A 26703-nucleotide genomic window follows, 5' to 3' on the forward strand; every position below is an offset into this window, starting at 1 on the left:
AGGTGGATTCATTGCACTCGCGTGCATGCGACGACTAGATTCCGGTCAAGGACCATTGGAGCATTTGGTCCTTGGCGATACGCATGGGTCGGATAGACCGCAATATATGTGATGTCAGGACTTCATACATGATCAAATATTAGGTTTTGTTCACTAGCAAAAAGACCGCAGCGCGAGGCGCCGCTGTTCCTTCCTCTTGGATCTTCACTACTGCAACGCCATGCGCCTCTGGATCGGCCTGTATTTGCCCCAGCTACCGCTCGAGGTCTTCAGCCCACGCTGGTTCAGTGAGGCGGCGAGCGGGGCCGGCGGCGCTGCCGGTGGCCCTGCTGGCGGCCCGGTGGGTGAACCGGTGAGTGGAGCAGACGGCAGCGCGCCTGGCGGTGATGGCCATGGCGGGCCCGGTCGCGACCCTGGCAGCGTCATCCTCGAACAGGAGCGGGTGATGGCGCTGTCGCCGGCGGCGCGCGCTGCCGGCGTGCAGATCGGCATGCGCCGCGGCAGCGTGCTGATGCTGATGCCCGAGGCGCGCATCGAACTGCGCAGCCACGAGCGCGAAGCCGAAGCCATGGGGGCGGTGGCCATGACGATGCTGCAGTACACGCCGCAGGTGGCGCTGGCCGAAGAAGCGACGCTGCTGCTCGATATCGGCGCCAGCCTGCGCCTGTTCGGCGGCATCCGGCGCCTGTGCGAGCGGGTGCGCGCCAATATGGCGGCGCTCGGTTTCACGGCCTGCATCGCCTGTGCGCCCACCGCGCGCGGGGCCTGGCTGCTGGCGCGCGGCAATGCGGGGCGCACCTTGACCATGGACTCGCTGGTGCGGCGCCTAGATCGCTTGCCGGTGGGCTTGCTGCCGCCGGCGCGGCCGTTCGCCGGCTGGTTCGATGGCATCGGCTGCCGCCGCCTGGATGAGCTGCGGCGGCTGCCGCGGCCCGGCCTGCAGCGGCGCTGCGGGCGGGACTTGCTCGACATGCTCGATGCCGCCTATGGCATGCACGCCGAACTGTTCCAGTGGGTCGCGCCGCCGGAGCGTTTCCATGCGCGGCTCGAGTTGTTCGACCGGCTTGAACAGGCCGAGCTGTTGCTGGCCGGCGCCCATCGCCTGGTGCTGCAGATGACGGGCTGGCTGTGTGCGCGCCAGCTGGCGGTCGAGCGCATCCGGCTGTCGCTCGATCACGAGCGCGGGCGCATGGCGCGTCCACCCACCCTGGTCGAGGTGGCGCTGGCCGAACCCACCTGGCGCGACGAGCACCTGCTGCGCCTGCTGCGCGAACGCCTGGCCAAGCTCGAACTCGCGGCGCCCGTGATCGGCATCGGCCTGGAAGCGCAGCAATTGCAGGCGATGGCGCCGCCGACCGACTCGCTGTTTCCCGATCCTGGCGGCAGCGAGGAAGACCGGATGCGCATGATCGAGCTGCTGGTGGCGCGCCTGGGGACAGACAATGTCTTGCAGGCGCTGCCGATGGCCGATTACCGGCCCGAAGTCGCCAATGCCTGGGTGCCGGTGCAGCAAAAGGTGAGCGCCGCCGCCCGCGCGGCGCAGATGCCGCCCGACGTGCGGAGCCTGCCTCGCCCGAGCTGGCTGCTGGCCAAGCCGATCGCATTGTTGATGCGCGACCACCGGCCGTTCTATGGTTCGCCCCTGCGGGTGGCGTCCAATCCCGAACGCATCGAGGCCGGATGGTGGAGCCAGACGCAAACGCGCGACTACTTCATCGCCGAGGGGCAAGACCACGCGCTGTACTGGATCTATCGCGAGCGCATCAACGGCACCGGCGAGGATGCCGCGCCGCGCTGGTTCCTGCATGGCTTGTTCGGGTAATGCCGCAATCCTGGTGAGGCATAATCCGTGCGGAATGATCCGTTCATCGAAGCCGTCCGGAGGAACCATGAAGCGATTCACGAACCTGGCAGTCCTGGCTGCCCTGACGCTGGCAGCGTCGACCCGTGCCCAGGCCCAGGCGCAGCAGACCCTGGAAACGCCGGGCTTCACCGTCAAGATCACGCAGCAGTGCGAGGAGGGCAACGTCACCTGCGACGACGTGCGCTACGTCGGCGCCAGCAAGAAGTCCGGCAAGGCGATCACCCTGCGCGGCAAGACCCTGCACTCGATGGCGGCCGACGGCGTCACGCCCGGCGCCTTCCAGGGCCATGTGTTCAAGTCCGGCCGCACGACCTATACCGTGTTCGCGGACGGCCGGCTGGTGGTCACCGAAGGCAAGAAGACGCTGGTGAACCAGCGTGGTGAGTGGAAGTGACGAGCATCGACGCCGGCGCCGGTCAAGACGGACGCGTCACCAATAAAAACGGCGGCCCGAAGACCGCCGCCGATGTCATTGCCCGGACCGGATCATCTCGCCGCCCTGAATAACGCATCCAGGCGATCCTTCGTGCCGGGAATGCGCTCCAGCGTCGGATAGCGCAAGCCGTCGCGATAGTCGAGCGTGATGGTGCGCAGATTGTTCCCCTTGCGCACCAGGAGCGCGATCGGCGCCTTGCCGTCCTTGTTGGCGCGCACCGCCGCCTTCAGCACGTCGCCCTTGTAGGCGCGGTTGTTGACGGCCACGATGGTGGTGTTGGCCGCCAGGCCCGCGCGGAAACCCACGCCGTCCCACACCACGCCGGTGACGTCGCCATTGCCGCGCACCGAGAAGCCGAGCGAATAGGTGAAGTCGGCGCTGCGGCTGCGTTCTTCAAAGGCGCGGACCGCGTTGCTCGGGGTGTCGCCGTACACCAGTTTCCAGCCGGCGCGGGCCAGGCCGTCGAGCGGCGCGCCGGGGCCATGGCCGTCCAGCCGCGCGCGCAGGAACGGCGCCCAGTCGAACTTCTGCACCTTGGCCAGGGTGGCCACCACGTCGTCGAAGGTGTAGTACACCGGGTCGATGCTGCCGTCCTCGATGCCGAAGAAGGCGCGCGCGAAGTCTTCCAGGCTGCGCCTGTCGCCCGAGAGTTCGCGGATCTTGCTGTCGACGTCGAGCCAGATCAGCATGCCCTCGGTGTAGTAGTCCTCGCTGCGCTGCCAGTTGCCCCAGCCGATCGGCTTGCGGCCGTTGATGATCGGATCGTTGACCGTGTCCTGCACCGCGCGCCAGTCGCGGCCCTGGGTGTTGTCGTAGCGCGCCGCGTCGATCGCCAGCGCTTCGCGCGCATGGTTCTGCGACACCAGGCCGGAACGCGCCGCCAGCACCTTGCCCCAGAACTGGGTCTGGCCCTCGTACACCCACAGCAGCTCGTTTCGCAGCGGGGTGTTGAAATTGGCCACGTCCTGGCCCGCCGGGCGGCGGAACTTGCCGTTCCAGGAGTGCACGAATTCGTGCGGCAGCAGCTCGCGGCCGCCTTCGTTGCGGCCCCAGTCGGTGAAGTAGCCGAGTCGCACGCCGTTCTCGCTCGATTGCTGGTGCTCGCGGCCGATGCCGCCGAATTCGTCCGAGATCGCGAACAGGAAGTCGTACTGCCTGTAGTGGCGCGAGCCGAACAGCTTGATCGCCTGGTCGACCATCGCACGGTGCAGCGCGACCTGCTCGGGTTTCGCCTCGAGGTTCTCCGGATTGTCGGCCACCACGTTGAGCAGCACCGGATTTTTCGCGCCCGGCGCCAGGTCGATGCGCTTGAAATAGCGGCCGGCGAACAGCGGCGAATCGACCAGGGTGTCGAGGTCGTGCGGCTTGAAGCGCACCTCGTCGCCAGTGCGGGCCTCGACCGCCAGCGAGCTGGCGAACTGCCAGCCGGCGGGCAGGGTGAGCGTCGGCAGCACCGTGATGCGGCGCGCGTGGTAGCCGGCCGGGTACAGCGCCACCGATTGCCACTGCACGCCGAGGATGTCGTCGGTCATCGTGATGCGGCCCTGGCTGGTGTCCAGCGGCGACAGGAACTGGTATTCGGCCACCAGTTCGGTGGCGCCTGCCGGCACCGTCACGTGAAAGGCGTGGACCTGCACCGGGTCGCGCTTCCATTCGAGCGGCTTGCCGCCCGCGCTGAACTTGAGGCCGGCCAGCTGGGTCAGCGGAATGTTGGGGCCGTGGTTGCCCGGCGCCCATTGCGGATAAAGCAGGGTCATGGGACCCGGCCGCGCCGGCATCGACAGCCGCATGCTGAAGATCTGCTGCGACAGGTTGCTCGCGTCGACGTGCAGCGCGATCGTGCCCGGATACGGGTCGTTGCCGACGGCGGGGACCTGGGCGGAAGCGGGCAGGGCAAGCGCGAGCGCGAAAGCGAGGGCGCCTGCCTGACGGGCGGCGCGGGCGAGGAAGGGGAATGCGGTCATCGGCAATCGTGAAAGCTGAGGTAAGCCGGCGAGTGTAGCACCCCTCTCGAGACAGATTTCCGCTGAAACATCATGCAAATAAAATTTGCAATATTCGCTAAAAATCCGTATTTCGTATCACTTGAAAATCGTTTGGCATGCCATTAGATTGGTACCAACGGAATGCTCAACAGAGGTTCCGTCCCTTATCGCTTAACTTTCAAAAGGATATGACATCATGCGTACTTTCGACCTGACTCCCCTGTACCGTTCCGCCATCGGTTTCGATCGTCTGGCCAGCCTGCTCGAGCAACGCGCCGAAGCGCAGCCGAGCTACCCGCCCTACAACATCGAACTGGTGAGCGAAGACCAATACCGTATCGTGATGGCGCTCGCCGGCTTCAGCCGCGACGAGATCGAGATCATCACCGAGCGTGACAGCCTGCACGTCACCGGCCGCAAGCAGAAGGACGACACCCAGCGCACCTTCCTGCACCGCGGTATCGCCGCGCGCGATTTCGAGCAGCGCTTCCAATTGGCCAACCACGTGAAGGTCACCAGCGCGTCGTTCGACAACGGCATGCTCACCATCGAACTGGTGCGCGAAGTGCCCGAAGCCCTCAAGCCGCGCAAGATCGCCATCGGCGACGCGACCGGCACCGTCGAGGGCGGCAACGTCAAGACCCTGGAACAGCGCGAAGCCGCCTAAGCCTGGTCTGTCGTTAGCGTAACCACGTCGTTCCCGCGCAGGCGGGAACCTAATTTTGCAAGCGTCTGGATAGCGCGGGCAGAACTTGGGTTCCCGCCTGCGCGGGAACGACGTATTTGGGGCTAACGAAGAGAATACCGTCGCTCATCATTAATGCGCGCCTAAGCCCCACGCCTTGTCAACTTAAGCAGGATCTAAGGCGGTTGCGCGAAGATACGTCCATCGATACTCAACATCGATTCACACATTTTCACCAGGAGCACACACCATGTCGAACCCAAGTGCCGTTACTGCCATCACTGCCAAACGCCTCATGCTGGCCCTGGGTGCCGCGGGCGTCATCGGCGGCGCGGTCGGTGCCATCGCTGTCAATCACAATAATGCCGTCGCCAGTGCCGCGGCCCAAGCCGCGCCTGCCGTCGCAGCAGCGCCCGCGCCTGCGCCGGCCGCCGCCGCGGGCGCTCCAGCGTCGACCGTTGCGCTCCCCGATTTCACCCGCATCGCCGCCCAGCAGGGCAAGGCGGTGGTCAACATCCGCGTCGTCGGCGGCGCCAAGACCGCCAGTCGCGGCGGCTTGCCGAACCTCGACCCGAGCCATCCCTTCTATGAGTTTTTCCGACAGTTTCAGGATCCACGCGGCGAACGCGGCGGCGATCGTGGGACTCCCGTTTTCGGCGCCGGATCGGGCTTCATCGTAAGCCCGGACGGCGTCATCCTCACCAACGCCCACGTCGTGCAAGGCGCCGACGAAGTGACCGTCAAGCTGCAGGACCGCCGCGAATTCCGCGCCAAGGTCCTGGGCTCCGACCCGCGCACCGACGTGGCCGTGCTCAAGATCGACGCCAAGGGCCTGCCGGTGGCGCCGCTGGGCAAATCGCAGTCGCTGCTGGTGGGCGAGTGGGTGCTGGCCATCGGTTCGCCGTTTGGCCTGGAAAGCACCGTCACCGCCGGCGTGGTCAGCGCCACCGGCCGCACGATTTCGGACGCCGCCGTGCCGTTCATCCAGACCGACGTCGCCGTCAACCCAGGCAACTCGGGCGGTCCGCTGTTCAATACCCGCGGCGAGGTCGTCGGCATCAACTCGCAGATCTACAGCATGACCGGCGGCTACCAGGGCCTGTCGTTCTCGATCCCGATCGATCTTGCGGTGCGCATCAAGGACCAGATCGTCGCCACCGGCAAGGTGCAGCATGCCATGCTGGGCGTGCAGGTGCAGGAGGTCGGCCAGGGCTTCGCCGATTCGTTCAAGCTCGAGTCGGTCGAAGGCGCGCTGGTCTTGAGCGTCGAACGCGGCGGTCCGGCCGAACGCGCCGGCCTGAAGCCGGGCGACGTGATCCGCAGCGCCAACGGCAAGACCATCGTCTCGTCGGGTGACCTGCCGGCGCTGATGACCCTGTCCAAGCCGGGCGACAAGATGGCGCTCGATGTCTGGCGTGACGGTAAACTGGTGCGTGTCGATACGACGCTGGGCGATGCCGCCGCCAGGCCGCGCCGCGGTCAGCAACAGGAACTGGCCGAGGTGACCGACAACAGCGCCAAGCTGGGCCTGAGCCTGCGTCCGCTGGAGTCGAGCGAGCGCCGCCGCAGCGGCATCGCCAACGGCCTGGTGATCGAGGACGCCTCGGGCGCCGCCATGATCGCCGGTGTCGAGCCGGGCGACGTGCTCATCTCGGTCAACGGCCGGCCAGTGAACACGGTCGAGCAGGTGCGCGACATGGTGTCCAAGGCCAGCAAGTCGGTGGCCTTGCTGATCCAGCGCGGTGGTGACAAAATCTTCATTCCGGTGCGGATCGGGTAAGGAAGCACGGCGTCCTCGACCCGCACGGCCAACCTTTTAGGGAAACACATGCGGCTATTGCTGGTGGAAGACGATACGATGATCGGCGAAGTGGTGCTCGACCTGCTCAGGGCCGAGCACTACGCCGTCGACTGGGTCAAGGACGGCGAAATGGCCGACACGGCCCTGCTGCAGAACCAGAACTACGACCTGGTGCTGCTTGACCTGGGGCTGCCGCGCAAGGACGGCCTCGAGGTGCTGCGCTCGATGCGCACGCGCAAGGACCGCACCCCGGTGCTGGTCGCCACCGCGCGCGACTCGGTCCAGCAGCGCATCGCCGGCCTCGACGCCGGCGCCGACGACTACGTCCTCAAGCCCTACGACCTCGACGAGCTGCTGGCGCGCATCCGCGCGCTGCTGCGCCGCGCCGCCGGGCGCGCCGAGCCGATCTTCGAGCACCGCAACATCAGCATCAATCCGGCCACCCGCGAAGTGCTGGTCGACGGCACGCAGGTGTCGCTGTCGGCGCGCGAATGGGCGGTGCTCGAGGCGCTGGTGGCCCGGCCCGGCGCGGTGCTGTCGCGCGCCCAGCTCGAAGAAAAACTGTACAGCTGGCGCGACGAAGTCTCCAGCAACGCGGTCGAAGTGTACATCCACGGCCTGCGCAAGAAACTGGGCAGTGACCTGATCCAGAACGTGCGCGGCGTCGGCTACATGGTGCCCAAGGAATGAAAATGACGCACTCGCTGCGCGGGCGCCTGCTCTGGTTCCTGCTCGCGGCGATCACCCTGGCGGCGGTGGCGCAGGCGACGATCGCCTACCGCACCGCGCTGCATGACGCCGACCAGATCTTCGACTACCACATGCAGCAGATGGCGCTGTCGCTGCGTTCCGGCACGCCGTTGTCGAACGACGAGGCGCGCGCGCGCATGGAAGCCGAGAGCAGCGCCAGCGGCAACGACGACATGGTGGTGCAGATGTGGTCTCCCGACGGCGTGCAGATGTTCCACAGCGTGTCGCGCGCGCGCCTGCCGCAGCGCGCGGTACTGGGCTTTTCCAACGTGCGCGCCAACGGCACCACCTACCGCGTGTTCTCGATCCAGACCTCGAACCAGACCGTGCAGGTCGCGCAAGACCTGGCCGTGCGCCGCAACATGGCCGGCAATCTCGCCCTGCGCACCCTGGGCCCGATCGCGGTCATGATGCCGATCCTGATGCTGGTGGTGTGGTGGGTCGTGAGCGGCTCGCTGCAGCCGGTGGCGCGGGTGCGCTCGCAGGTGGCCGCGCGCCAGGCCGACGACCTGTCTCCGGTGTCGGATACCGGCTTGCCCGACGAGGTGCGCCCGCTGGTGCAGGAGCTGAACCTGCTGTTCGGCCGCGTCAAGACCGCCTTCGAGGCCCAGCAGCACTTCGTGGCCGACGCCGCGCACGAGCTGCGCACGCCGCTGGCCGCGCTGCGCCTGCAGGCGCAGAGCCTGGACCGCGCCGACAATCCGGAAGCGCGCCGCGTCGCGGTGGGGCGCCTGACCGCCGGCATCGACCGCGCCACGCGCCTGGTCGAGCAGCTCCTGGTGCTGGCGCGGCAAGAGGCCACCGCCGCCGAGGGCGCGGTCGCCCGCCCGGTCGACCTGGCCGACCTGGCGCGCCGCACTGTGGCCGACCTGGCCGGCGTGGCCGCCGCCAAGGGCGTCGACCTGGGCGTGCAGCAGGCCGACCCGGCCACCGTGGAGGGCCAGCCCGACGCGCTGCAGATTTTGCTGCGCAACCTGGTGGACAATGCGGTCAAGTACACGCCCGAGGGCGGTATGGTCGACATCTCGGTCCAGCACGATGGGCAACAGATCGTGGTGCAGGTCGAGGACAGCGGGCCGGGCATCCCGCCGGAAGAGCGCGAGCGCGTGTTCGACCGCTTCTACCGCGTGGCCGGCAGCGATGCCGCCGGCAGCGGCCTGGGCCTGGCCATCATCAAGGCGATCGCCGAGCGCCACGGCGCGACGCTGGCGCTGGACGCATCGACGCGCCTTGGCGGGCTGAAGGCGGTCGTCACGTTCAAGGCGCCGGCCGCCGCCGCTGTCTAGCTCTTGCATCGGCGTGACACGCGCCGCGCCCGCTCGCGGTAGAATGATCGGTTCCGCGGGCCGGGCATGGCCTTGGCCCGCATTGCAATGGATGAGGAATCGATGAACAAGAAGATAATCATGGCAGCCGTGCTGTCGACGTTGGCCGGCGTGGCCTCGAGCCAGGAAGTGGTGCGGATCGCCCACGTGGCGGGATTGACCGGCCCGGTGGCCTATTTCGGCAAGGACACCGAGAACGGCGCGCGCATGGCGATCGAGGCGCTCAACGCGCGCGGCGTGACGATCGGCGGCAAGAAGGTCACCTTCCAGCTGGTGGCCGAGGACGACGCGGCCGATCCGAAGCAGGCCACGAGCGTGGCGCAGAAGCTGGTCGACGCCAGGGTGAATGGCGTGATCGGTCACCAGACCTCGGGCACCACGATCCCGGCCTCCAAGATTTATCACACCGCGGGCATCCCGCAGATCTCGCACTCGAGCACCAGCCCGAAATACACCCAGCAAGGCTTCAACACGGCCTTTCGCGTGATCGCCAACGACGTGCAGCTGGGCCAGGCCCTGGGCCGCTACGCCACCGGCACGATGAAGGTGAAGCGGGTGGCGGTGGTGGACGACCGCACCGCCTATGGCCAGGGCCTGGCGACCGAATTCTCGCGCAGCCTGCAAAAAGCCGGCGGCAGCGTCGTCGCGCGCGAATTCACCAACGACAAGGCGACCGACTTTTCCGCCATCGTCACCCGCATCCGCGCCACCAAGCCCGATCTGGTGTTCTTCGGCGGCATGAACGCGACCGCCGGCCCGATGCTGCGCCAGATGAAGCAGCTGGGCATGAACGTGCGCATGATGGGCGGCGACGGCATCTGCTCGGACGAGATCTTCAAGCTGTCGGGCGGCACCATGGTCGATGGCCAGGTGGTGTGCGCGGAAGCGGGCGGCGTGCAGGGCGACGCCAAGGCCGGCATGGACAAGTTCCGCGCCGACTACAAGAAGCGTTTCGGGATCGACGTGCAGATCAATGCGCCGTATGCCTACGACGCGACGCTGGCCATGGCCGAGGCGATGGTGAAGGCCGGTTCGTCGGCACCGGCCAGGTATTTGCCAGTGCTGGCGAAGATCCAGTACCAGGGCGTGACCGGCCCGATCGCGTTCGACCAGCGCGGCGACATCCGCGACGGCGCGATCACGCTGTATACCTTCAAGGGCGGCAAGCGTTCGCTGCTGACCGTGACCAAGTAACAAGCGCTGCCGCTTGCGCGGCAGGGGTGATGGAACTCAGGTTCCCGCCTGCGCGGCAGGGATGATGGAACTTGGGTTCCCGCCTGCGCGGGAACGACGTGTCGGGGCAGCGGGCCACAAGAGTAACTTCTGCTCACCGCAGCCATACGTCGTTCCCGCGTAGGCGGGAACCCAAGTATTCCGGCACGCTACGAGGCCTCGCCGAGCCTCAGTCTCCCGGTCCTTCTCCGGGCATCGTATCGGCCATCAGGCGCAGTTCTTCCGGCGTCAACTCTTCGGGTTTCTTGTGCTTCAGTCCATCGGTATCGGCCGGCTGGACGGTCGATGGCTGGTCCGGCGTTTGCTGGTCTGTCGTCATGGGGCGCTCCTTCACATGCAAGATTCAGGGTGGCCAGTGTCGCATGACGGCCGATCGGACGGCGTCCCGCTGGCGCGCACCGTCAGTCGCGCTGCGGCGCTGGAATCAGGTGGCGGAACGTCGGTTCGATGTGCATCGCATGCAGGTGACGGACGATGTCTTCGAGCGTCGCATCCTTGAGCAGCAGGCCTGGCGTTGGCGCGAGTGGCGCTGCCGGAAGTGCCGGCGCGGCGGCCACCATGGGCGCATGCGCCGGCACATGCGCGGGCGCCGGTTGCGGCGCTGGTTGTGGTGCCGGTTCCAGCGCCTGGAAAACCTGCTCGAACTGTTCCTTGCCGATGCTTTCCAGCCGTTCGAGAAAGGCGGCCTGGCCCAGCGGCGGCGGCGCCATGTCCAGCCCCGGCTCGTCGGCGAACGAGGCGCCCATGCCCGGATGGATGAACGCCGCCCATTTGCCGGTGCGCGGATGCAGGCAGGGCGGCAGCGCGATCGGGGCGCGCACGGCGTCGGTGTCCAGTTCGATCTCGGGAAAACAGGCGTCGCGCAGGCGTTCGAGGAAAGTCTGGGCCCGGTCGGCCGGCACCGGCTCCGCCAGCGACAGCCACAGGTAATAGGCGTCGCCGCCCGAGATGCTCACCGCAGGAGCGGGCAGGCCGAGCGTTTCCTGCAGCGCGTTGGCGACCTCGCATAGCCGCAGCCAATGGGCGTCGCCCTCGAGGCCCTTGGCCCGGCGAAAAGGGATCATCATGGCGCGCGTCTGGCCGTCGCCGCCCGTCAGGCTGATCGGCACGTTCTGCTGGCCGAGCACGTGCAGGGTCAACACGTCGGCCGGTGGCGCGTCGGCGGGAAGATAAAGCCGCATCAGTTCGGCGATCAGTTTTTGCATGTCTTCCTTACGGCATCAAAAGAAAAGCATGATAGCTCGCCCGCCGGCCGAGCGGTGGACCGTTCCAAATGAAAACGGCCCGCGATGACCGCGGGCCGTTGCGCTACGCCTGCCTGAAACGAGCGATCAGAACTTGTGCGCCAGGCGCGCGAACATCGCCGCGCCGTTCAGGCCGAACTGCACGCTCTCGTACTTGAAGCCGTTGTCGGTCTCGTTCGGATCCTGGCTGGTTGGCTTGACGTCGAAGATATTGGTGCCGCCGACGGTCAGGCGGGTCTTCTCGGTGAAGGCCCAGGTGAACGACAGGTCGGCCGAGGTCTTCGCCTCATAGTGGTGGTTCGGCACCGGCGGGCCCGAGAAGGTGCCCAGGGTCTGCGGGCCGAAGTGGATCACGCGCAGCGAGGTCTCGAGCTGGCCCTGCGTCCAGTCGAGGCCCAGCGTGGCCTTGCGGCGCGGCGCGCCTTCTTCGATGAACAGGCGTTCGCGCTCGGACAGCAGCACGTCCTCGAAACCAGCCAGTGCCGCCGGCGCCTTCACGCGCTGCACTTCGGTCTTGCTGAAGTTCATGGCCAGGAAGGTGGTGAGGTTGCCCGATCCCACCTTGGCGCGGTTGGACACGGTCAGGTCCAGGCCTTGCGTCTTGGTGTCGACCGAGTTGACGAAGAACTGCGCCTGGCCCACGCCCAGCTGCTGCAGGGTGGCGCCCAGCGCCGGGTAGTTGTCGGCGTCGAAGCGGCCCGACAGCACGATGCGGTCGTCGATGTCGATGCGGTACAGGTCGGCCGTGAGCGACGTGGCGCCGGTCGGCGACCAGGTCAGGCCCAGGGTATAGCTCTTCGATTCCTCGTCCTTCAATTGCGGGATGCCGGCGGCGTTGGCCACCCGGCCGCCGTTCGGCGCCAGCACCACGTCGAGCGGCTGGCCGCCGACGAAGTCGGTGAAGGTCGACGAGAAGTACACCTGCTGCAGCGACGGCGCGCGGAAGCCCGTGCTGGCCGAGCCGCGCAGCAGCACGTTCGGCGTCACGCGGTATGCGCCGGCCAGCTTGCCGGTGGTGGTCGAGCCGAAGTCCGAATAGCGTTCGTGGCGCAGCGCGGCCTGCAGCTTGAGGCGGTCCGTCGCATCGAGCTCGATGTCGAGGTAGGCGGCGTTGCTGTGGCGGTCGCTGTCGGTCTCGTCGCCCGGCTGGAAGCCCGGGAAGCCCTGGCTGCCGGCGTTGCCCCCTTCGCCCACGCCGTCGGCGTCGATCCACGAACCGGTCTCGCCGGCGAAGATCTTGTAGTTCTCGCGGCGGTGCTCGAGGCCGAAGGCCACGTTCATGCCCTTCAGTACGCCGTCGTAGAAACGGCTGATGTCGAGGTTGGTGGTCGACTGCTGGAACGAGAAGCCGCCGGCGTAGAAGCGGCTGGCGCTGACGCCCGGGCCGCCGTTGATCAAATCGCGGTTGGCGATCGAGGCGTTGAGCGTGTTGTCGATGTCGTACTTCAGGCGGTTGTAGCCATAGGTCTGCGAAACGTCGGCATTCCATTCGCCGACCGCCCAGCGGTAGCCGACGGTGCCCCAGCGGTCGTCGACGTCGCCGCCGATGAAGGGGACGAAGCCGTCCGGGTACATCGCGGCCGAGTTACGCGACGGGATGTCTTCGGAACCCAGGCCTTCGCGCGCCCAGGCGGCGGAGGAAGCATCGCGCTTTTGCGCGCCGGCCGTGAAATACAGCTTGCCGGGACCGGTCGGGAATTCGCCGTTCAGGTAGACGGTCTGGTTCTCGGACTTGGTGTCGCCGATGATGCGCGGGTTGCCGGCTTCGGAGCGGTTGGAGCGGCCGCGGTCGTAGTATTCGCCGGTGATGCCCAGCACGCCGCCGGCCACCGCCACGCCGCAATAGGCCGAGGCCAGCCAGTTCTCGCCGTCGCCCGCGGTGTACTGGCCGTAGCCGAGCACCGATTCGCAGCCCAGGCTGCGTTTGAGGTCGATGTTGATCACGCCGGCGATCGCGTCCGAGCCGTATTGGGCGGCGGCGCCGTCGCGCAGCACCTGCACTTCGCGGATCGCCATCACGGGAATCGCGTTCATGTCGGTGCCGGTATTGCCGCGGTTGCGCGCGCCGAACAGGTTCACCAGCGCCACCGTGTGGCGGCGCTTGCCGTTGACCAGCACCAGGGTCTGGTCCGAACCCAGGCCGCGCAGGGCGGCCGAGTCGATCAGGTCGGCGCCATCGGCGCCGGTCTGGCGGGTGGAGTTGAACGAGGGCGACAGGTTGGACAGCACCTGGGCCAGGTCGAACTGGCCGCTTTGTTCGGCGGCCTTCGTCATCGGGATGAAGTCGATGGCGACCGGGGTGTCGGTGCTCGATGCGGCGCCGACGCGGCGCGAGCCGACCACGCTGACGCTGGGGATCACCGCGCCGCTGGCGACGCTTGGCGCGGTCTGTGCGTGGGCGACGGCAGGGACGAGGGACAGCAGGGCAGCGCTACCATATAAAGCAAACAGCACCGAACCAGACATTATTTTGAGTTTAATCACATTCTTCTCCGAAGGAAATTCGGATATTACTCAATTGTTTCCACAGTAACCATCGCAATGTATCAATAACGCAACGGTATATTGCTATAGCTATAGTTTATTTAGCCGAGTGATGGCAAAGCGAGGCAATTCGGCGCGTCAAGTCGTCTCCACGAGACCGCCGACCAGCACGGCGCCGGCTTCGGTCCGGGTGCGGATCAGGCAATCGTGTCCGGTCGCGCGGCCCTGGCGCACGGTCAGTGCGTGGCCCAGCAGGACGGTGAGGGCGCCCGCCGCGACGCCGGTGGCGCTGTCTTCGAGGCGTGGGTCGAGGTGGTTGAAGTTGCGGCCTTCGAAGACCTTTGCATCCGCATCGCCTGCATAGGCGTACAGGCCATTCACACCGTTCTCCGTGCCCCACTGCACGATCGCTTCCAGGTTGGGCGCCAGCGCGTGCAGGGTGGCCGGGTCGCGCACCCGCACCAGCAGTTTCGGGCTGCCGACCGAGGCGACCTGCGGCGCAAGGCGCACGAACAGGTGTTCTGCTTCGCGGCTCAGTGCGAGCGCTTGGCCGTGCATGGCGGTCGTCACCGTCAATGGTGGATTCGCGCCTGGCCGAGCGAACAGCCGCGCGGCCGCGGCCAGCGTGGCGTGCAGGCACAGGGGGCTGCGCGTGTGCGGATAGTAGAAGTCGACGATGGCCGCCATGCCGTCGTCCTGCGGCGGATCGATCCAGACGCAGGTGGTGTTGCGCTCCCGCGCGAAGGCCTGGCGTGCATCCGGCTGCGACGGATCGTCTTCGATGACGATGGCGGGGTTGCCCGCGTTGGCGGTGGCGGCGAAGCAGCGCAGGGTGTGGACGTGCATGGGGCTCCTTCTTGTCGGGCCGGGCGGTCGAGGCCGGATCATAGCCGGATTGGCCGCTTCGGGCTGACCAGAAACGACAATGTGCCGGGTTTCGCGAGGCCGCTGAAGCGTTCCGATCGGTTAGAATTTGTGTGTATCTTTCATCAGGCGGATTGTGCTGACTTTGCCCATGTTTCAAGAGTATTTCGATTGTCTCGGCGCCAACTTCGTGAGTGGAGGAGCGTGAGCGATCCCGACGCAACACTGACCAGCTATGGCATGGCAGAGGACTTCGCATCGGCGCCGGTGCTGGGCATCACGATTCTGTGGCATCCGCAGCGAGAACGCATCGGCGAACAGATGCTCGGCCCGGCCGCGGGCGGCGCGATCGCGCTGAACCGGTTTGCGCCGCTGTTCGCGCCGCTGTCCGTACGTCCCGGCGCGGGGCATGAAGGCACGCCGCTGGGCGAGCGTTCGATCACGCGCGAGCCGGTGCACATCCGCTTCGTTGCCGAGGGCGGCATCCAGATCGAGCACGTGCGCGGAAAGATGGGGCTGGAACTCAATGGCCGGCCGTCGAACGGAATCGACCGTTTCACGGCAAGTGAGCTCGAGCGCGGCATCGTGATCGGGCTCGGGAGCCAGATCTTCGTGTGCCTGCACCTGATGCGCAGCCTGCCGCGGGTGGCGAATGTGCCCGGCTTGATCGGCGTGGGCAACGGAGCGATCAAGATGCGCGAGGCGATCGCGCAGGTGGCGGGAACCAGCATGCCGGTGCTGCTGCTGGGCGAGACCGGCAGCGGTAAAGAGGTGGCGGCGCAGGCGATTCATGCGCTGAGCGGGCGTCGAAACGGGCGGTTTGTCGCGATCAATATGGCGACCTTGACCGAGTCGCTGGCGGCGGTGGAACTCTTTGGTGCGGTCAAGGGGGCATACACCGGGGCGACGGGTAGCCGGCGCGGGTGGTTTGCCGAGGCCGAGGATGGCACCCTGTTCCTGGACGAGGTCGGGGATACGCCGGCGTCGGTGCAGGCCATGCTGCTCCGCGTGCTCGAGAGTGGCGAGTATCGGCCGCTCGGGGCGGGCGCGGATGCGCGGTCGAATGCGCGGATCGTGGCGGCGACCGACCAGGATCTGGGGGAGGGTGGATTCAACCAGGCCTTGCGGCGGCGGCTCGAGGCGTTCGTGATTCGGGTGCCGGCGTTACGTGAGCGGCGCGAGGATCTGGGCGTATTGATGCGGCATTTTCTGGAGGCCGAGGCGCCGGGGGTGGGGTGGAATCTGCCGTTCGAGTTGCTGAGCCAAGTGTTCAATGGGGACTGGCCGGGGAATGTGCGGCAACTGGCGCATGCGATGCGGCGGGTGGCGCTGGATTTGCAGGCGGGGAATGTGCCGGTGTTGGAGCAGGCGGTGGGGATGCCTGCGGTAGTGCAGGCGGTTGGTCTTGCTGGTACCAATGCTGCGGCTTCTCCTGCTGCTCCTTCGACGCCGGTGCGCCGCAAGGTGTCTGAGTTGAGCGATGACGATGTTGTGGAGGCGATGGAGAAGAGTCAATGGCAGATTCTGACGGCTTCTAAGATGCTGGGGATTTCACGGCCTACAGTCTATAAATTGCTGGAGGCTCACCCTCGGATTCGTTTTCCTGCCAATGTTGCGGAGGAAGAGATTCGTGCGGCCTGGATGGCCTGTGAGGGTGATCTCAGGCGGTGTGCATCAAGGCTCATGACGCCGGCGGAGTCGCTGAGGCGTCATGTGGTGTTGCTGGGACTTGATAAGGTTGCCTGAATTTTAAGGAATTCAGTTGGGCGGTTCTGAGCCGTTACCAACTTCGCCTTCAGGATCGAAATAAAATACGCGTAATTGGATCTTATCTTCGCCTACGCGCTTAATGCCTAGTGTAACGTAGAACGAGATTTCCCAAAATCCGTTATATGGGCCGACTTTGAGATTTCCATCCCAAAGTAACGTGACCTTCCTCCCTTTCGTCGGATCAATACCTGTACCGTGTACAGAGAAAGCTGAAGGATCAATTTTATATAGGGCGCCCAGCTGTTTGCCATCGCTGTCGACGAAAAGGGAAGGCGGGGCGTAATTTGTACGTACGCCCTTTCCGCAACATAGGATTTGAGGGCGCGTGATTACACAGCAATCAATGACCTCGAGCGACTCAAAGCCGGTTTTGTCTTGATCACTGGCGGCGATTGCAATACGAAACTCTTGACCAGCGGAAAAAACGATATCGCGATTCCAATGCGGGTCCGTTGCGGTGCGATCAGCACTGCCTATGGAATCTATATCCGAAAATATCCAATCGATACCATCATCCACTTGGTTAACGTCAAGGCGCGCTGTTAGTGCCATCAATGGTTGCGTCATTATTTCCTTTCCATACGAAGTAAATCAAACCGCGGATCGCTCCGCAGTGCCAATAAATCTGGCTCGGTGCTAATTAATTTGGTGGGGTAGCCGAGCTGCTGTGCAGCGACTAGTTCAGTCAGGGCGGCAGTGCGTTGACCTGTCAGTTCAAAAGCGATAGCGGCTCGAAAGCGGATATCCGCATTAGTGGGTTTGGTACTCGCTGCCTTGAGGCTCTGTATTGATGCTGTGCTTTTGTCGCCTAACTTGGCTGAATATAAGCCCATTCGCGAAGCCATTGTGGCGTCGTTGGGCGCGCGATCAAGTAAAGGTTTTAGTAACGCCACTGCGTTGCGATAAGCTTGTTGAGAGTCTTTTTCGCGACCAGGAACCCAACGTAAGGTGTCGGCTAGGTTGGCCCATCGCAAATACGCAATGCTATTGCCTTTTGTGGTAGAAACTGCATGTTCAAATGCTTTAGCCGCACCGATGTAGTCTCCTCGACTGAACAGGGCTGTTCCTAGATTGCTATAAAGGCGTCCGTTAGGACGCACCTGTAAACCCTGTTGCAGTACTTGCAATGCCTCGTCTTCACGGCCTAGACGTACCAGCGTCGCGCTTAGGCTAGCATATGCAGCTATTGCGTCTGGTTCAAGTCGGATACTGTCGCGGAAAGCCTTTTCGGCGCCTATATAATCATTTTGAGCATAGCGAAGCGCTCCTAAGTGATCAATGAACATACGTTCGTTTGGATATGCTTCACGCGCGATTTCGATGCTACTTGCTGCCTCTGAATAGCGCTGCATGCGAATCAGAATTCCACATTTGGTATTAAGTGCAAATATACTCTTTGGATCTAATTTCAAGGCTTGTTCAGCAAGCTGCAATGCTTCTTCGTTTTGAACTTGCTGCCACCTTACATAAGCCTTGGCAGCATAGGCAAGTGCTAATTGATCGTCGAATGCAAGGGCAGCTTGCGCACTAGCGTCAGCGCGTTGCAGCCAGCTTTCGTCCCCGCGATCACCTGCATAGCGCAACGCGTATGCCAGAGCTATTCCGGCAGCTGCAGCGGCATGATTTGGTTGCTTTGTTAGGATGGCGTTAAAGTTTTCGATTGCGGCATCGACGCTTTCTTCATGGTCAAGATGCCGTAATGCTGCCATTCCCTTCGATATCCGCGTGGAATCAGAAATTGTAGGTGCCAGCTGATGATTGAGGTTTTCCGATATTGGAGCATATACCATGCTGCCTATCGCAAGCACAAATGCCGCGCACGCATATCCAATCTTGCGCCAGTTACCAAAAAACGAAGAGAGTGCTACCGCTTCTGGAAGATTTATAGGTGATGTCGGGTCCGTATAAGTTTTCGATTCTCGCAATGTGCATGCAGCTTGGTGAACTGCCATCATTGTTCCCATCCGTGTAGACGGATCGGGCGTACACATTGAACGTACCAATGTAACCATATCCTGATCGGCATCAGGAGAAAACGTCCACTGCGCGCAGGACGATTGTACTTGCGCAGCAGCTAACGCCAACCCATGCAAATGGGAAAATGGACGCTCTCCGTGCATCATCTCGTACATCAATACGCCCACAGCATAAATATCGCTGAGCATACTCGGATACTTGCCATTCAAAATTTCAGGCGCGAGATAGGCGATGGTGCCCTGAGTCTGCAGCACATCGCCCGACTCGGTCGCAAGCGGATCGATCTTGCGTGCCAGCCCAAAATCCATGATGCGCAACTGCCCTGATGGCTCGATCATCAAGTTGGCCGGCTTCAAATCCCCATGAATCAAGCCCGCCGCATGCGCCTGCGCCATCGCATCCGCCAACTGGCAAACGATATCAAGTATCTGATCCCTCGATAGCTTGGTCGTGGAAAGCAACTGATGCAGAGTCTTGCCCCCTACCAGTTCCATCACGATCGATTTGCTATGGCCGTCGTCTTCGAGCGAATAAATCTGGATGAAAGCAGGATGCCGCAGTGACGCCGCAAGCCGGGCTTCCTGCAGCAGGTTGTCCGGCTGATCGCGCACCAGATCAGGCTTCAAACGCTTGATGGCAACACTACGCTGCAGCGCGGGATCCCACGCCTCATGCACGTCGCCAAAACCACCATTGCCAAGCAACTTACCAAGGCGATATCGCTCGGTACTGGGGTTGGCAATCAGGTCAGGCGATGAAGTCATTTGCGGCTCATTAGGTTGGCGCAGGCGCCATAAATGCTACAGGAAGAGAAACTTGCCGAATACACATTCCAAACCTCGCGATTCAGGCACCAGCGTGTCAACTTCTTTGTTGACATGTAAAAACCCCCGCTGTTTTACACCCAGCAGGCATACATAGTCGACTAAATCCTTGATTTTGTTGCGGCGACGCCATGTTTTACGGTGGCACGGAGCTTGCAAACCAGTGTACCGACAGAGACGTAACGACCATTGTCTCGCCTCTCGTTGCAACTGTCGCAATGCATGTTATTCATTCCGGAAAGAAGATTCAAGTATGGCTACCCAAGGCACAGGCGTCCTGCAGATCGTTGGCGCGGCTTATGGACTCAGGCAGGTCACTGCCCAGGTCATCAAGCAGGTCAACCGTCAGGCTTTTCCAGAGACCCTGTCTGTGTTGGCGAGCAACCAGGCGTTCGGCGACGCCTGGGTCGGCCACGAAAAGACGCTGACGGTCGTCTATCGCTATGATGGCGGCCCGACGTTCGTGGCGACGGCGTTAGAAGGCCAGACGCTGAACATCGGCGCGCAGCAATTCGGGCAAGCTGCCCAGGTTCCTGCCCCAATCAAGGAAGACAACACCGCGCAGCCGGCACTGACCGTGTGGGGCGCCAGCTTCGGCTCCGCCGACGTGAGCGCAACGGTACGCAATCTGGCCGATCACTCGGCCGGAACCTTGTCCCTGGTCGCTGACAGCGCCACCCTTGGCGAGGCCGATAAGGAGAGGCGCAACACCTTCGTCATCGTGGCCAGCTACAGCGGTCAGGTGCCGTTCATCGACATCGTCGTCGAGGGCAACCCCTATGCGCTCAGCTACCGTCCGCCGCTGCACATCCTGAACGCCTTCTATGGCCTGAAGGACGTCACTGACATCGTCCGCGCCAGCGTGAGCCGGCGCAGGCTGTCCGTCGCCGCATCCAGCAGCGTATTCGGCGATGGCTGGCCGGCCATGCGCAAGACCCTGCACGTGGTCTACCAGTATGCCGGCCGCAAGCCGCAACTGGCCGCGACGATCGAGAACCAGCTTCTACAGATCGACTACGACCCGGCCGCTCCCGCCGCGCAGGCGTCGCTCGACCCACGCGCCCTGAACATCCTCGCCGCCGCCTACGGACCGGTCGACGTCACGGCGAAGGTCGTCGCGCTGGTCGAGAATGGAAGCCTGTCGTTCACGGCCGACAGCCTGACCTTTGGCGACACCTGGCCGGCCGCCGTCAAGTCGTTCTCGATGGTCTATAGCTGGGGCGTGGCGGCGATATCGAGCGTCAACGTGCCCGAAGATACGCCGGTCTCGATCACCCAGCCCGAGCCTGCGTTCACCACGGACAGAAACTTCGTCTCGCTGGCTGGGCTGCTCGCTGCCGGCGACGAGATCAAGCTCCAGACCGGGGCAGCCGGCTACTGGTCGATCGCCGCCGACGGCCGGATCACGGCGCTCGGGACCTCGAGCGATGCGGCCGAGGTGTTCACCATCGGCGTGCCGGAGGCCCTGGATGCCGCCGCCATCACCCTGCAATGCCGTGACGGCAGCTATGTGAGCGCGGATAGCGACGGCACTTTGCGCGCGGGCGGCAGCGCTCAGGATGCGATCCGGTTGATGGCGTCGCTCCAGGCCAATGGCGCCATCAATATCGGCGTCGTCGGTGGAGCGGGAGCGCCGTTCATCGCGGTGACCGCAAGCGGCGCCATCGCGATCGACGGCAGCTACGAGGCCAATTTTTCCACCTGCTTCAACCTGCTGCTGAGCCCCACGCGGGCCGGCAATGCCAGCCATTTGCAAGCCTTCGCCAGCGCGACGGTGCTGGATGGTCCAGTCGACATGAAGCTGGTGAACGTGGTGTGGAAGCTCACCGGCGGCTGCTTTCTAGCGGCCGGCCTTGGAAGACTGCTCGGCGACCCGCAGCAGATCGGTCCGGCGTTGTACCGCTTTCTGCGGCGCTATCCTGGCGTGATGAACAAGATCGCGATCCTGATCGCGACCATCGACTGCAACCGCGCGATGCCGGCGGGCGCCTTGCTTGGCGTGCTCAAGGCGATCCACGAAGCGGGCATCCTCATGCCGGTGCTGCGCATGACGCTGGCGACGACTGGATGGATGGGGATGTCGTGGGCCATCGTCACGATCCTGACGAAAGTGCAGGGCGGCGTCACGAGTACCGGCGCGACGGCAGGGGGCGAACTGGGCGAGAGCTTCTCTGATTGGGCTTATGAGACCACGATGGAGATGCTCGACTACATCAATTCCACGGGTGGAGCTGCCTTGATGCTTGCATATGAGCGTATGGTCAGTGCGGATCAGCCAGTTTTGCGCCGCGCGGAAGGTGGTGGTGCGTTCAGCCTGCGCGAGCGGATGGGGCCGCAAGATATTTCCGGCTCGTTCTTTGGGCCAATGCCGCGGCCTTTCCGACATACGTGTAAGTCTTAGTCGCTGATAAACGCGGAAATTTTCCGCCTAGAATAAGAACACTTGGTTTCTTATCGTCAATGCTTAAAGAGAATTGACGATTGCGACGCAGAAATATCTTTCTGCACGTCCAGTCACCACAAGCTACTGCTCACCCCCCAATCCAGCCTATCCCTCATGACCAAGCCATAGCCACAACTTCCCCAGCCACATCCCCCAGCTCGGTTATACTGTGTTTTTATACAGTATTGGCTGTTCGACAGCTCGCCAGCGTGACCAAGCCCACCCCCACCGCGCAGCCCCCCTCTCCCCAGGCGCTGCCCCCCTACGCCGAGTTGTTCTGCCTCTCGAACTTCTCGTTCCTGCAAGGGGCCTCGCACGCCGAGGAGCTGGTCGCGCGCGCGGTGCAGCTGGGGTACTTCGCGCTGGCCCTCACCGATGAATGCTCGCTGGCCGGCGTCGTGCGCGCCCACGCCGAAGCGAAAAACGCCGGCCTGCCCCTGATCATCGGCGCCCACTTCCACCTCAAGAACCCCGACGACGCTCTGACGCCGGCCCCCTCCCTGATCCTGCTGGCGCAGAACCGCAACGGCTATGGCAACCTGTCCGAACTGATCACGATCGGCCGCACGCGCAGCGAAAAGGGCACCTATCTGCTCACGCCCGACGACCTGGCCAATCCCATCCAGGAATACGCGCACCTGCAGCACATGCCCGACTGCCTGGCGATCCTGCTGCCGCCATACCCCGGTCACGAGGCCCAGGACGTCGACCGCCTGCATGCGCAGGCCGCATGGATGGCCACCACCTTCCCGGGCCGCGCCTGGCTCGGCCTCACCCAGCTGCACCGCGCCTTCGACGACGCCCACCGCACCACGGTGGAAGAGGTGGGCTGGCAGCACGGCCTGCCGATCGTCGCCCTTGGCCACGTCTGTATGCACGTGCGCTCGCGCAAACCCTTGCAGGACACCCTGAGCGCGACCCGCCTGGGCAAACCGGTGGGCGCCTGCGGCTACGGCCTGGCGCAGAACGCCGAGCAGCACCTGCGCGCGCGCCTGCGCCTGGCCAACATCTATTCGCGCGAGGCGCTGGCCGAGACGGTGCGCATCGCGCGCCTGTGCACCTTCTCGCTCGACGAGCTGCGCTACGAATACCCGGACGAAGTGGTCCCCGAAGGCCACGACGCCAGCAGCTACCTGCGCAGCGAAACCTGGATCGGCGCGCACCGGCGCTTTCGCCAGGGCGTGCCGGCCAAGGTGCAGGCCCAGATCGAGTACGAGCTCGACCTGATCGCCGAGATGGGCTACGAACACTACTTCCTCACCGTCTACGACATCGTGCGCTTCGCGCGCTCGCAACACATCCTGTGCCAGGGGCGCGGCTCGGCCGCCAACTCGGCGGTGTGCTACTGCCTCGGCATCACCGAGGTCGATCCGGCCCGCGCCAGCCTGCTGTTCGAGCGCTTCATCTCGCGTGAACGCAACGAGCCGCCCGACATCGACGTCGACTTCGAACACCAGCGGCGTGAGGAGGTCATCCAGTACATCTACAACAAGTACGGCCGCCAGCGCGCGGCGCTGGCGGCGGTGGTGATCAGCTACCGGCCCAAGAGCGCGCTGCGCGACAGCGGGCGGGCGCTCGGCATCGACCTTGCCATCGTCGAGAAGGTGGCCAAGACCCATCACTGGTTCGACAGCCGCGCCGATTTGCTGGGCCGCCTGGCCGAAAGCGGCCTCGATCCCGAGGCGCCGCTGTCGCGCCAGTGGGCCACGCTGGCGCAGTCGCTGCTGAACTTCCCGCGCCACCTGTCCCAGCATCCGGGCGGCTTCGTGATCGCCAAGGGCAAGCTCTCGCGCCTGGTGCCGATCGAGAACGCGACGATGGCGGACCGCAGCGTGATCCAGTGGGACAAGAACGATCTCGAAGAGCTGGGCCTGATGAAGGTCGACGTGCTGGCGCTGGGCATGCTGTCGATGATGCGGCGCGGCCTGGAACTGGTGGGCCAGCGCTATGGCGACGTGTTCGAGATGCAGGACATCCCGCTCGAAGACAGCGCCACCTACGACATGATCTGCCAGGCCGACACCATCGGCGTGTTCCAGATCGAATCGCGCGCGCAGATGAGCATGTTGCCGCGGATGCTGCCGCGCCGCTTCTACGACCTGGTGATCGAGGTGGCCGTGGTGCGGCCCGGCCCGATCCAGGGCGGCATGGTCCATCCCTACCTGCGCCGGCGCCAGGGGTTGGAGCCGGTCGAGTATCCGAGCCCCGAGATGAAGGTCGCGCTCGGGCGCACCCTTGGCGTGCCGATCTTCCAGGAGCAGGTGATGCAGGTGGCGATCCTGGGCGCCGGCTTCACGCCGGGCGAGGCGGATCAGCTGCGGCGCGCGATGGCGGCCTGGAAGCGCAAGGGCGGCCTCGAAAAATACTACGAGCGCATCGTGGGCGGCATGCTCGAACGCGGCTACCAGCAGGAATTCGCCGAAGCGATCTTCAGCCAGATCCAGGGCTTCGGCGAGTATGGCTTTCCCGAATCGCACGCGGCCAGCTTCGCGCTGCTGGCCTATGCGAGTTCGTGGCTCAAGTGCCACGAGCCGGCCGCTTTCCTGTGCGCGCTGCTCAACAGCCAGCCGATGGGTTTTTATAGTCCCTCGCAACTGGTGCAGGACGCGCGCCGCCACGGCATCGAAGTGCGGCCGGTCGACGTCGCCGTCAGCGGCTGGGATTCGGCGCTGGAAGAATACGACCCCGTCGACCGTTCGCGCCAGCCGGCGGTGCGGCTGGGCTTTTCGCTGCAACGCGGATTGAAGCAGGAAGCGGCCGAGCGCATCGAGCAGGCGCGCGCCATACGGCCGTTCGACAGCGTGGCCGACCTGGCGCGGCGCGCGCATCTCGACCGGGGCGACCTGCAGGTGCTGGCCGCGTCCAACGCCCTGCGCTCGCTGGCCGGGCACCGGCGCGAAGCCTTGTGGCAGGCATCGGGCGCGGCGCCCGACAAGGATCTGCTGCGCCCGACCGTGCCGCGCGAAGAGACGCCCACGTTGGCCGCGCCGAGCGAAGGCGAAGAGATCGTCGGCGACTACCGCGCGCAGGGGTTGACGCTGGGCCGCCATCCGCTGGCGCTGCTGCGCGCGCGCCTGCTCGGGCAGCGCTTCATGCCGGCGTCGACCCTGATGGATTACCAGGACGGCCAGCTGGCGCGCGCCTGCGGCCTGGTCACGGTGCGCCAGCGCCCGGGCACGGCCAAGGGCGTGCTGTTCATGACGCTGGAAGACGAGACCGGCAACGTCAATGTGATCGTGTGGCCGACCCTGGTCGAGCAGCAGCGGCGTGAAGTCCTCAATGCACCGCTGCTCGGGGTGTACGGCATCTGGCAGCGCCAGGGAGAAGTGCGCCACCTGGTGGCCAAGCGGCTGGTGGACCTGTCGCACCTGCTGGGCGCTCTGGATGCGCGCAGCAGGGATTTTTGCTGATGGCGCGGCGGCCCGCCGAGGTTCGCGACGAAGGCCCTGGTCATTGTTGATAGAATGGAACCAGGGATGTAGAACGCTACGACAGGATGACCATGGATAAGACGGGCCGCAGCAAGGGCAGGGGGACGGGGCGCGCGACGCTCGAGCAGGTGGCCGGCATGGCGGGCGTGTCGATCATGACCGCTTCGCGCGCGCTGAGCCAGCCGCAGATGGTCTCCGAGCTCACCCGGGTCAAGGTGGAGCAGGCGGTGGCGGAACTCGGCTACGTGCCCAACCGCGCCGCGCGCGCGCTGGCCTCGTCGCAATCGCATGTGATCGTGGTGCTGGTGCCGTCGTTTTCCAACGCCGTGTTCACCGCCGTCCTCGAAGGCATCCACGACGCCGTCGCGCCGGGCCAGTACCAGCTCCTGATCGGCAATACCTATTATTCGCAGGCCGAGGAAGAAAAGCTGCTGCGTACCTATCTGCAGTCGAGCCCGGACGGCATCCTGTTCTCGAGCCAGGCCCACAGCCCGGCCGTGACGAAGATGCTGGAAGCGTCGCAGGTGCCGTCGGTGTCGATGATGGACCTGTCGGACGATCCCGGCGCGCTGTCGGTCGGCTTCTCGCAGTTCGAGGCCGGCATGGAGATGACGCGCCACCTGGTCAGGAAGGGCTATCGCCGCATCGGCTTCATCGGCGCCCAGCTCGACGAGCGCACGCTGCGGCGCGCCGACGGCTATCGGGCCGCGATGGCCGAGGCGGGCCTGGCCGACCCACGGCTCGAGCTGATGGTGCCCGAGCGCTCCACCATCGCGCTCGGCGCCGAATTGATGGGACGGATGATGGCGGACATGCCCGACTGCGACGCCGTTTTCTGCTGCAACGACGACCTGGCCCACGGCGCCATCTATCACTGCCAGCGCCACGGCATCCGCATCCCGCAGGACATCGCCGTATGCGGCTTCAATGACCTGCCCGCGTCCGCATGGATGATGCCGTCCCTGACCACCGTCGACACGCCGCGCTACCAGATCGGCTTCGAGGCCGCCGGCCTGCTGCTGCAGGTGATCAAGGGCCAGGAGCCCGAACGCAAGCGCATCGACCTGGGCTTCACCCTGCGCGAGCGCGAGAGCGCCTGAGCCGACGAAGGCGAGTAGCGCGTTTTTAGTAACTCTTGTAAGGCAGGAACTTACCCGACAAGACAACATTGACGCGGTCGCCCTTCGGGTCTTCGGTGCGCTGGATGTCCATCGAAAAATCGATGGCGCTCATGATGCCGTCGCCGAATTCTTCGTGGATCAGTTCCTTGATCGTGGTGCCGTACACGTTCACCAGTTCGTACCAGCGGTAGATCAGCGGATCGGTCGGCACGGCGGTGGGCAGCGAACCCTTGTAGGGCACGATCTGCAGCCAGGCGATGGCTTCGTCGGACAGCTCGAAGATCTTGCCGACCGCCTCGGCCTGGGGCTTGGTCAGCGTCATCTGGCCCAGGCAGGCGGCGGTGGTCCATTCCTTCGACAGGCCGGTGGCCTCGGTCACGTCGCGCCATTTGATGCCCTTGCGGACCTTGGCGGACAGGATCATTTTGGTGACGTCTTCACGGCATGAAATCATAGTGGGCTCCAT

The 26703-nt window shown here is 64.7% G+C and carries 19 protein-coding genes; 11 read left to right on the forward strand and 8 right to left on the reverse strand.

Annotated features, from left to right (window positions below; translation table 11 throughout):
- Positions 1-220 precede the first annotated feature (220 nt).
- Both ACZ9AQ_RS13405 and ACZ9AQ_RS13410 read left to right on the forward strand, forming a co-directional pair.
- Entirely contained in the window at positions 221-1822 is a 1602-nt protein-coding gene (locus ACZ9AQ_RS13405) for a Y-family DNA polymerase (RefSeq protein ID WP_429203771.1), read from the forward strand.
- A 67-nt stretch (positions 1823-1889) separates the two neighbouring features.
- Positions 1890-2258: a hypothetical protein gene (locus ACZ9AQ_RS13410; protein ID WP_429203772.1), complete on the forward strand. Its 369-nt coding sequence runs from the start codon at positions 1890-1892 to the stop codon at positions 2256-2258.
- A 92-nt stretch (positions 2259-2350) separates the two neighbouring features.
- Here ACZ9AQ_RS13410 and ACZ9AQ_RS13415 read toward each other — a convergent pair whose 3' ends face one another.
- Positions 2351-4264, reverse strand: a complete 1914-nt coding sequence (locus ACZ9AQ_RS13415) for a M61 family metallopeptidase (protein ID WP_429203773.1) — start codon at positions 4262-4264, stop codon at positions 2351-2353.
- A gap of 217 nt (positions 4265-4481) precedes the next feature.
- Between ACZ9AQ_RS13415 and ACZ9AQ_RS13420 the strand changes: the two genes are divergently transcribed.
- The 5 genes from ACZ9AQ_RS13420 to ACZ9AQ_RS13440 all read left to right on the forward strand — a co-directional run bounded on the left by ACZ9AQ_RS13420 (position 4482) and on the right by ACZ9AQ_RS13440 (position 10040).
- Entirely contained in the window at positions 4482-4952 is a 471-nt protein-coding gene (locus ACZ9AQ_RS13420) for an Hsp20 family protein (RefSeq protein ID WP_429203774.1), read from the forward strand.
- A 268-nt stretch (positions 4953-5220) separates the two neighbouring features.
- Positions 5221-6750, forward strand: coding sequence for a Do family serine endopeptidase (locus tag ACZ9AQ_RS13425; RefSeq protein WP_429203775.1), 1530 nt, complete (start codon positions 5221-5223; stop codon positions 6748-6750).
- 48 nt (positions 6751-6798) lie between these two features.
- Positions 6799-7461 (forward strand): response regulator, encoded by a 663-nt coding sequence (locus ACZ9AQ_RS13430; protein WP_429203776.1) that lies wholly within the window; start codon positions 6799-6801, stop codon positions 7459-7461.
- Positions 7458-8807 (forward strand): ATP-binding protein, encoded by a 1350-nt coding sequence (locus ACZ9AQ_RS13435; protein WP_429203777.1) that lies wholly within the window; start codon positions 7458-7460, stop codon positions 8805-8807. The genes ACZ9AQ_RS13430 and ACZ9AQ_RS13435 overlap by 4 nt, the downstream gene beginning before the upstream one ends.
- 102 nt (positions 8808-8909) lie before the next feature.
- Positions 8910-10040: a branched-chain amino acid ABC transporter substrate-binding protein gene (locus tag ACZ9AQ_RS13440; protein ID WP_429203778.1), complete on the forward strand. Its 1131-nt coding sequence runs from the start codon at positions 8910-8912 to the stop codon at positions 10038-10040.
- A gap of 208 nt (positions 10041-10248) precedes the next feature.
- On the opposite strand, the gene ACZ9AQ_RS13445 is transcribed toward ACZ9AQ_RS13440, so the two are convergent.
- The 4 genes from ACZ9AQ_RS13445 to ACZ9AQ_RS13460 form a co-directional block, all read right to left on the reverse strand.
- A complete protein-coding gene (locus tag ACZ9AQ_RS13445; RefSeq protein ID WP_429203779.1) occupies positions 10249-10398 on the reverse strand; it encodes a hypothetical protein in 150 nt (49 codons plus the stop codon).
- 82 nt (positions 10399-10480) lie between these two features.
- Positions 10481-11284, reverse strand: coding sequence for a hypothetical protein (locus tag ACZ9AQ_RS13450; RefSeq protein WP_429203780.1), 804 nt, complete (start codon positions 11282-11284; stop codon positions 10481-10483).
- Between the two features lie 126 nt (positions 11285-11410).
- Entirely contained in the window at positions 11411-13807 is a 2397-nt protein-coding gene (locus ACZ9AQ_RS13455) for a TonB-dependent receptor plug domain-containing protein (RefSeq protein WP_429203781.1), read from the reverse strand.
- A gap of 138 nt (positions 13808-13945) precedes the next feature.
- Positions 13946-14653, reverse strand: coding sequence for a PhzF family phenazine biosynthesis protein (locus ACZ9AQ_RS13460; protein WP_429203782.1), 708 nt, complete (start codon positions 14651-14653; stop codon positions 13946-13948).
- Between the two features lie 222 nt (positions 14654-14875).
- Here ACZ9AQ_RS13460 and ACZ9AQ_RS13465 point away from each other — a divergent pair, with 222 nt between their 5' ends.
- Positions 14876-16417 (forward strand): sigma-54-dependent transcriptional regulator, encoded by a 1542-nt coding sequence (locus tag ACZ9AQ_RS13465; RefSeq protein WP_429203783.1) that lies wholly within the window; start codon positions 14876-14878, stop codon positions 16415-16417.
- Between the two features lie 12 nt (positions 16418-16429).
- Here ACZ9AQ_RS13465 and ACZ9AQ_RS13470 read toward each other — a convergent pair whose 3' ends face one another.
- A complete protein-coding gene (locus ACZ9AQ_RS13470) occupies positions 16430-17008 on the reverse strand; it encodes a hypothetical protein (RefSeq protein ID WP_429203784.1) in 579 nt (192 codons plus the stop codon).
- Complete coding sequence (locus ACZ9AQ_RS13475; RefSeq protein WP_429203785.1) at positions 17008-19182, reverse strand: protein kinase domain-containing protein; 2175 nt, start codon at positions 19180-19182, stop codon at positions 17008-17010. Before ACZ9AQ_RS13475 ends, ACZ9AQ_RS13470 begins: the two co-directional genes overlap by 1 nt.
- A 313-nt stretch (positions 19183-19495) precedes the next feature.
- Between ACZ9AQ_RS13475 and ACZ9AQ_RS13480 the strand changes: the two genes are divergently transcribed.
- The 3 genes from ACZ9AQ_RS13480 (at position 19496) to gntR (ending at position 26216) form a co-directional block, all read left to right on the forward strand.
- Positions 19496-21643 (forward strand): hypothetical protein, encoded by a 2148-nt coding sequence (locus ACZ9AQ_RS13480; RefSeq protein ID WP_429203786.1) that lies wholly within the window; start codon positions 19496-19498, stop codon positions 21641-21643.
- A gap of 251 nt (positions 21644-21894) precedes the next feature.
- A complete protein-coding gene (locus ACZ9AQ_RS13485; protein WP_429203787.1) occupies positions 21895-25095 on the forward strand; it encodes an error-prone DNA polymerase in 3201 nt (1066 codons plus the stop codon).
- A 92-nt stretch (positions 25096-25187) separates the two neighbouring features.
- A complete protein-coding gene (gene gntR / locus ACZ9AQ_RS13490) occupies positions 25188-26216 on the forward strand; it encodes an HTH-type transcriptional regulator GntR (protein WP_429203788.1) in 1029 nt (342 codons plus the stop codon).
- A 25-nt stretch (positions 26217-26241) separates the two neighbouring features.
- Here the strand turns inward: gntR and cynS are convergent, their stop codons facing one another.
- A complete protein-coding gene (gene cynS / locus ACZ9AQ_RS13495) occupies positions 26242-26691 on the reverse strand; it encodes a cyanase (RefSeq protein ID WP_123068334.1) in 450 nt (149 codons plus the stop codon).
- Positions 26692-26703: the final 12 nt, after the last annotated feature.

Source organism: Massilia sp. UYP34 (assembly GCF_056279385.1).

What these genes read in the sequence shown, in the direction of transcription:
- ACZ9AQ_RS13430 (WP_429203776.1), top strand. Translation starts at nt 6,799, where the DNA reads ATGCGGCTATTGCTGGTGGAAGACGATACGATGATCGGCGAAGTGGTG.
- ACZ9AQ_RS13445 (WP_429203779.1), bottom strand. Translation starts at nt 10,398, where the DNA reads ATGACGACAGACCAGCAAACGCCGGACCAGCCATCGACCGTCCAGCCG.
- ACZ9AQ_RS13420 (WP_429203774.1), top strand. Translation starts at nt 4,482, where the DNA reads ATGCGTACTTTCGACCTGACTCCCCTGTACCGTTCCGCCATCGGTTTC.
- ACZ9AQ_RS13415 (WP_429203773.1), bottom strand. Translation starts at nt 4,264, where the DNA reads ATGACCGCATTCCCCTTCCTCGCCCGCGCCGCCCGTCAGGCAGGCGCC.
- ACZ9AQ_RS13450 (WP_429203780.1), bottom strand. Translation starts at nt 11,284, where the DNA reads ATGCAAAAACTGATCGCCGAACTGATGCGGCTTTATCTTCCCGCCGAC.
- ACZ9AQ_RS13475 (WP_429203785.1), bottom strand. Translation starts at nt 19,182, where the DNA reads ATGACTTCATCGCCTGACCTGATTGCCAACCCCAGTACCGAGCGATAT.
- ACZ9AQ_RS13435 (WP_429203777.1), top strand. Translation starts at nt 7,458, where the DNA reads ATGAAAATGACGCACTCGCTGCGCGGGCGCCTGCTCTGGTTCCTGCTC.
- ACZ9AQ_RS13410 (WP_429203772.1), top strand. Translation starts at nt 1,890, where the DNA reads ATGAAGCGATTCACGAACCTGGCAGTCCTGGCTGCCCTGACGCTGGCA.
- ACZ9AQ_RS13440 (WP_429203778.1), top strand. Translation starts at nt 8,910, where the DNA reads ATGAACAAGAAGATAATCATGGCAGCCGTGCTGTCGACGTTGGCCGGC.
- ACZ9AQ_RS13460 (WP_429203782.1), bottom strand. Translation starts at nt 14,653, where the DNA reads ATGCACGTCCACACCCTGCGCTGCTTCGCCGCCACCGCCAACGCGGGC.
- ACZ9AQ_RS13480 (WP_429203786.1), top strand. Translation starts at nt 19,496, where the DNA reads ATGGCTACCCAAGGCACAGGCGTCCTGCAGATCGTTGGCGCGGCTTAT.
- gntR (WP_429203788.1), top strand. Translation starts at nt 25,188, where the DNA reads ATGGATAAGACGGGCCGCAGCAAGGGCAGGGGGACGGGGCGCGCGACG.
- cynS (WP_123068334.1), bottom strand. Translation starts at nt 26,691, where the DNA reads ATGATTTCATGCCGTGAAGACGTCACCAAAATGATCCTGTCCGCCAAG.
- ACZ9AQ_RS13470 (WP_429203784.1), bottom strand. Translation starts at nt 17,008, where the DNA reads ATGACGCAACCATTGATGGCACTAACAGCGCGCCTTGACGTTAACCAA.
- ACZ9AQ_RS13425 (WP_429203775.1), top strand. Translation starts at nt 5,221, where the DNA reads ATGTCGAACCCAAGTGCCGTTACTGCCATCACTGCCAAACGCCTCATG.
- ACZ9AQ_RS13405 (WP_429203771.1), top strand. Translation starts at nt 221, where the DNA reads ATGCGCCTCTGGATCGGCCTGTATTTGCCCCAGCTACCGCTCGAGGTC.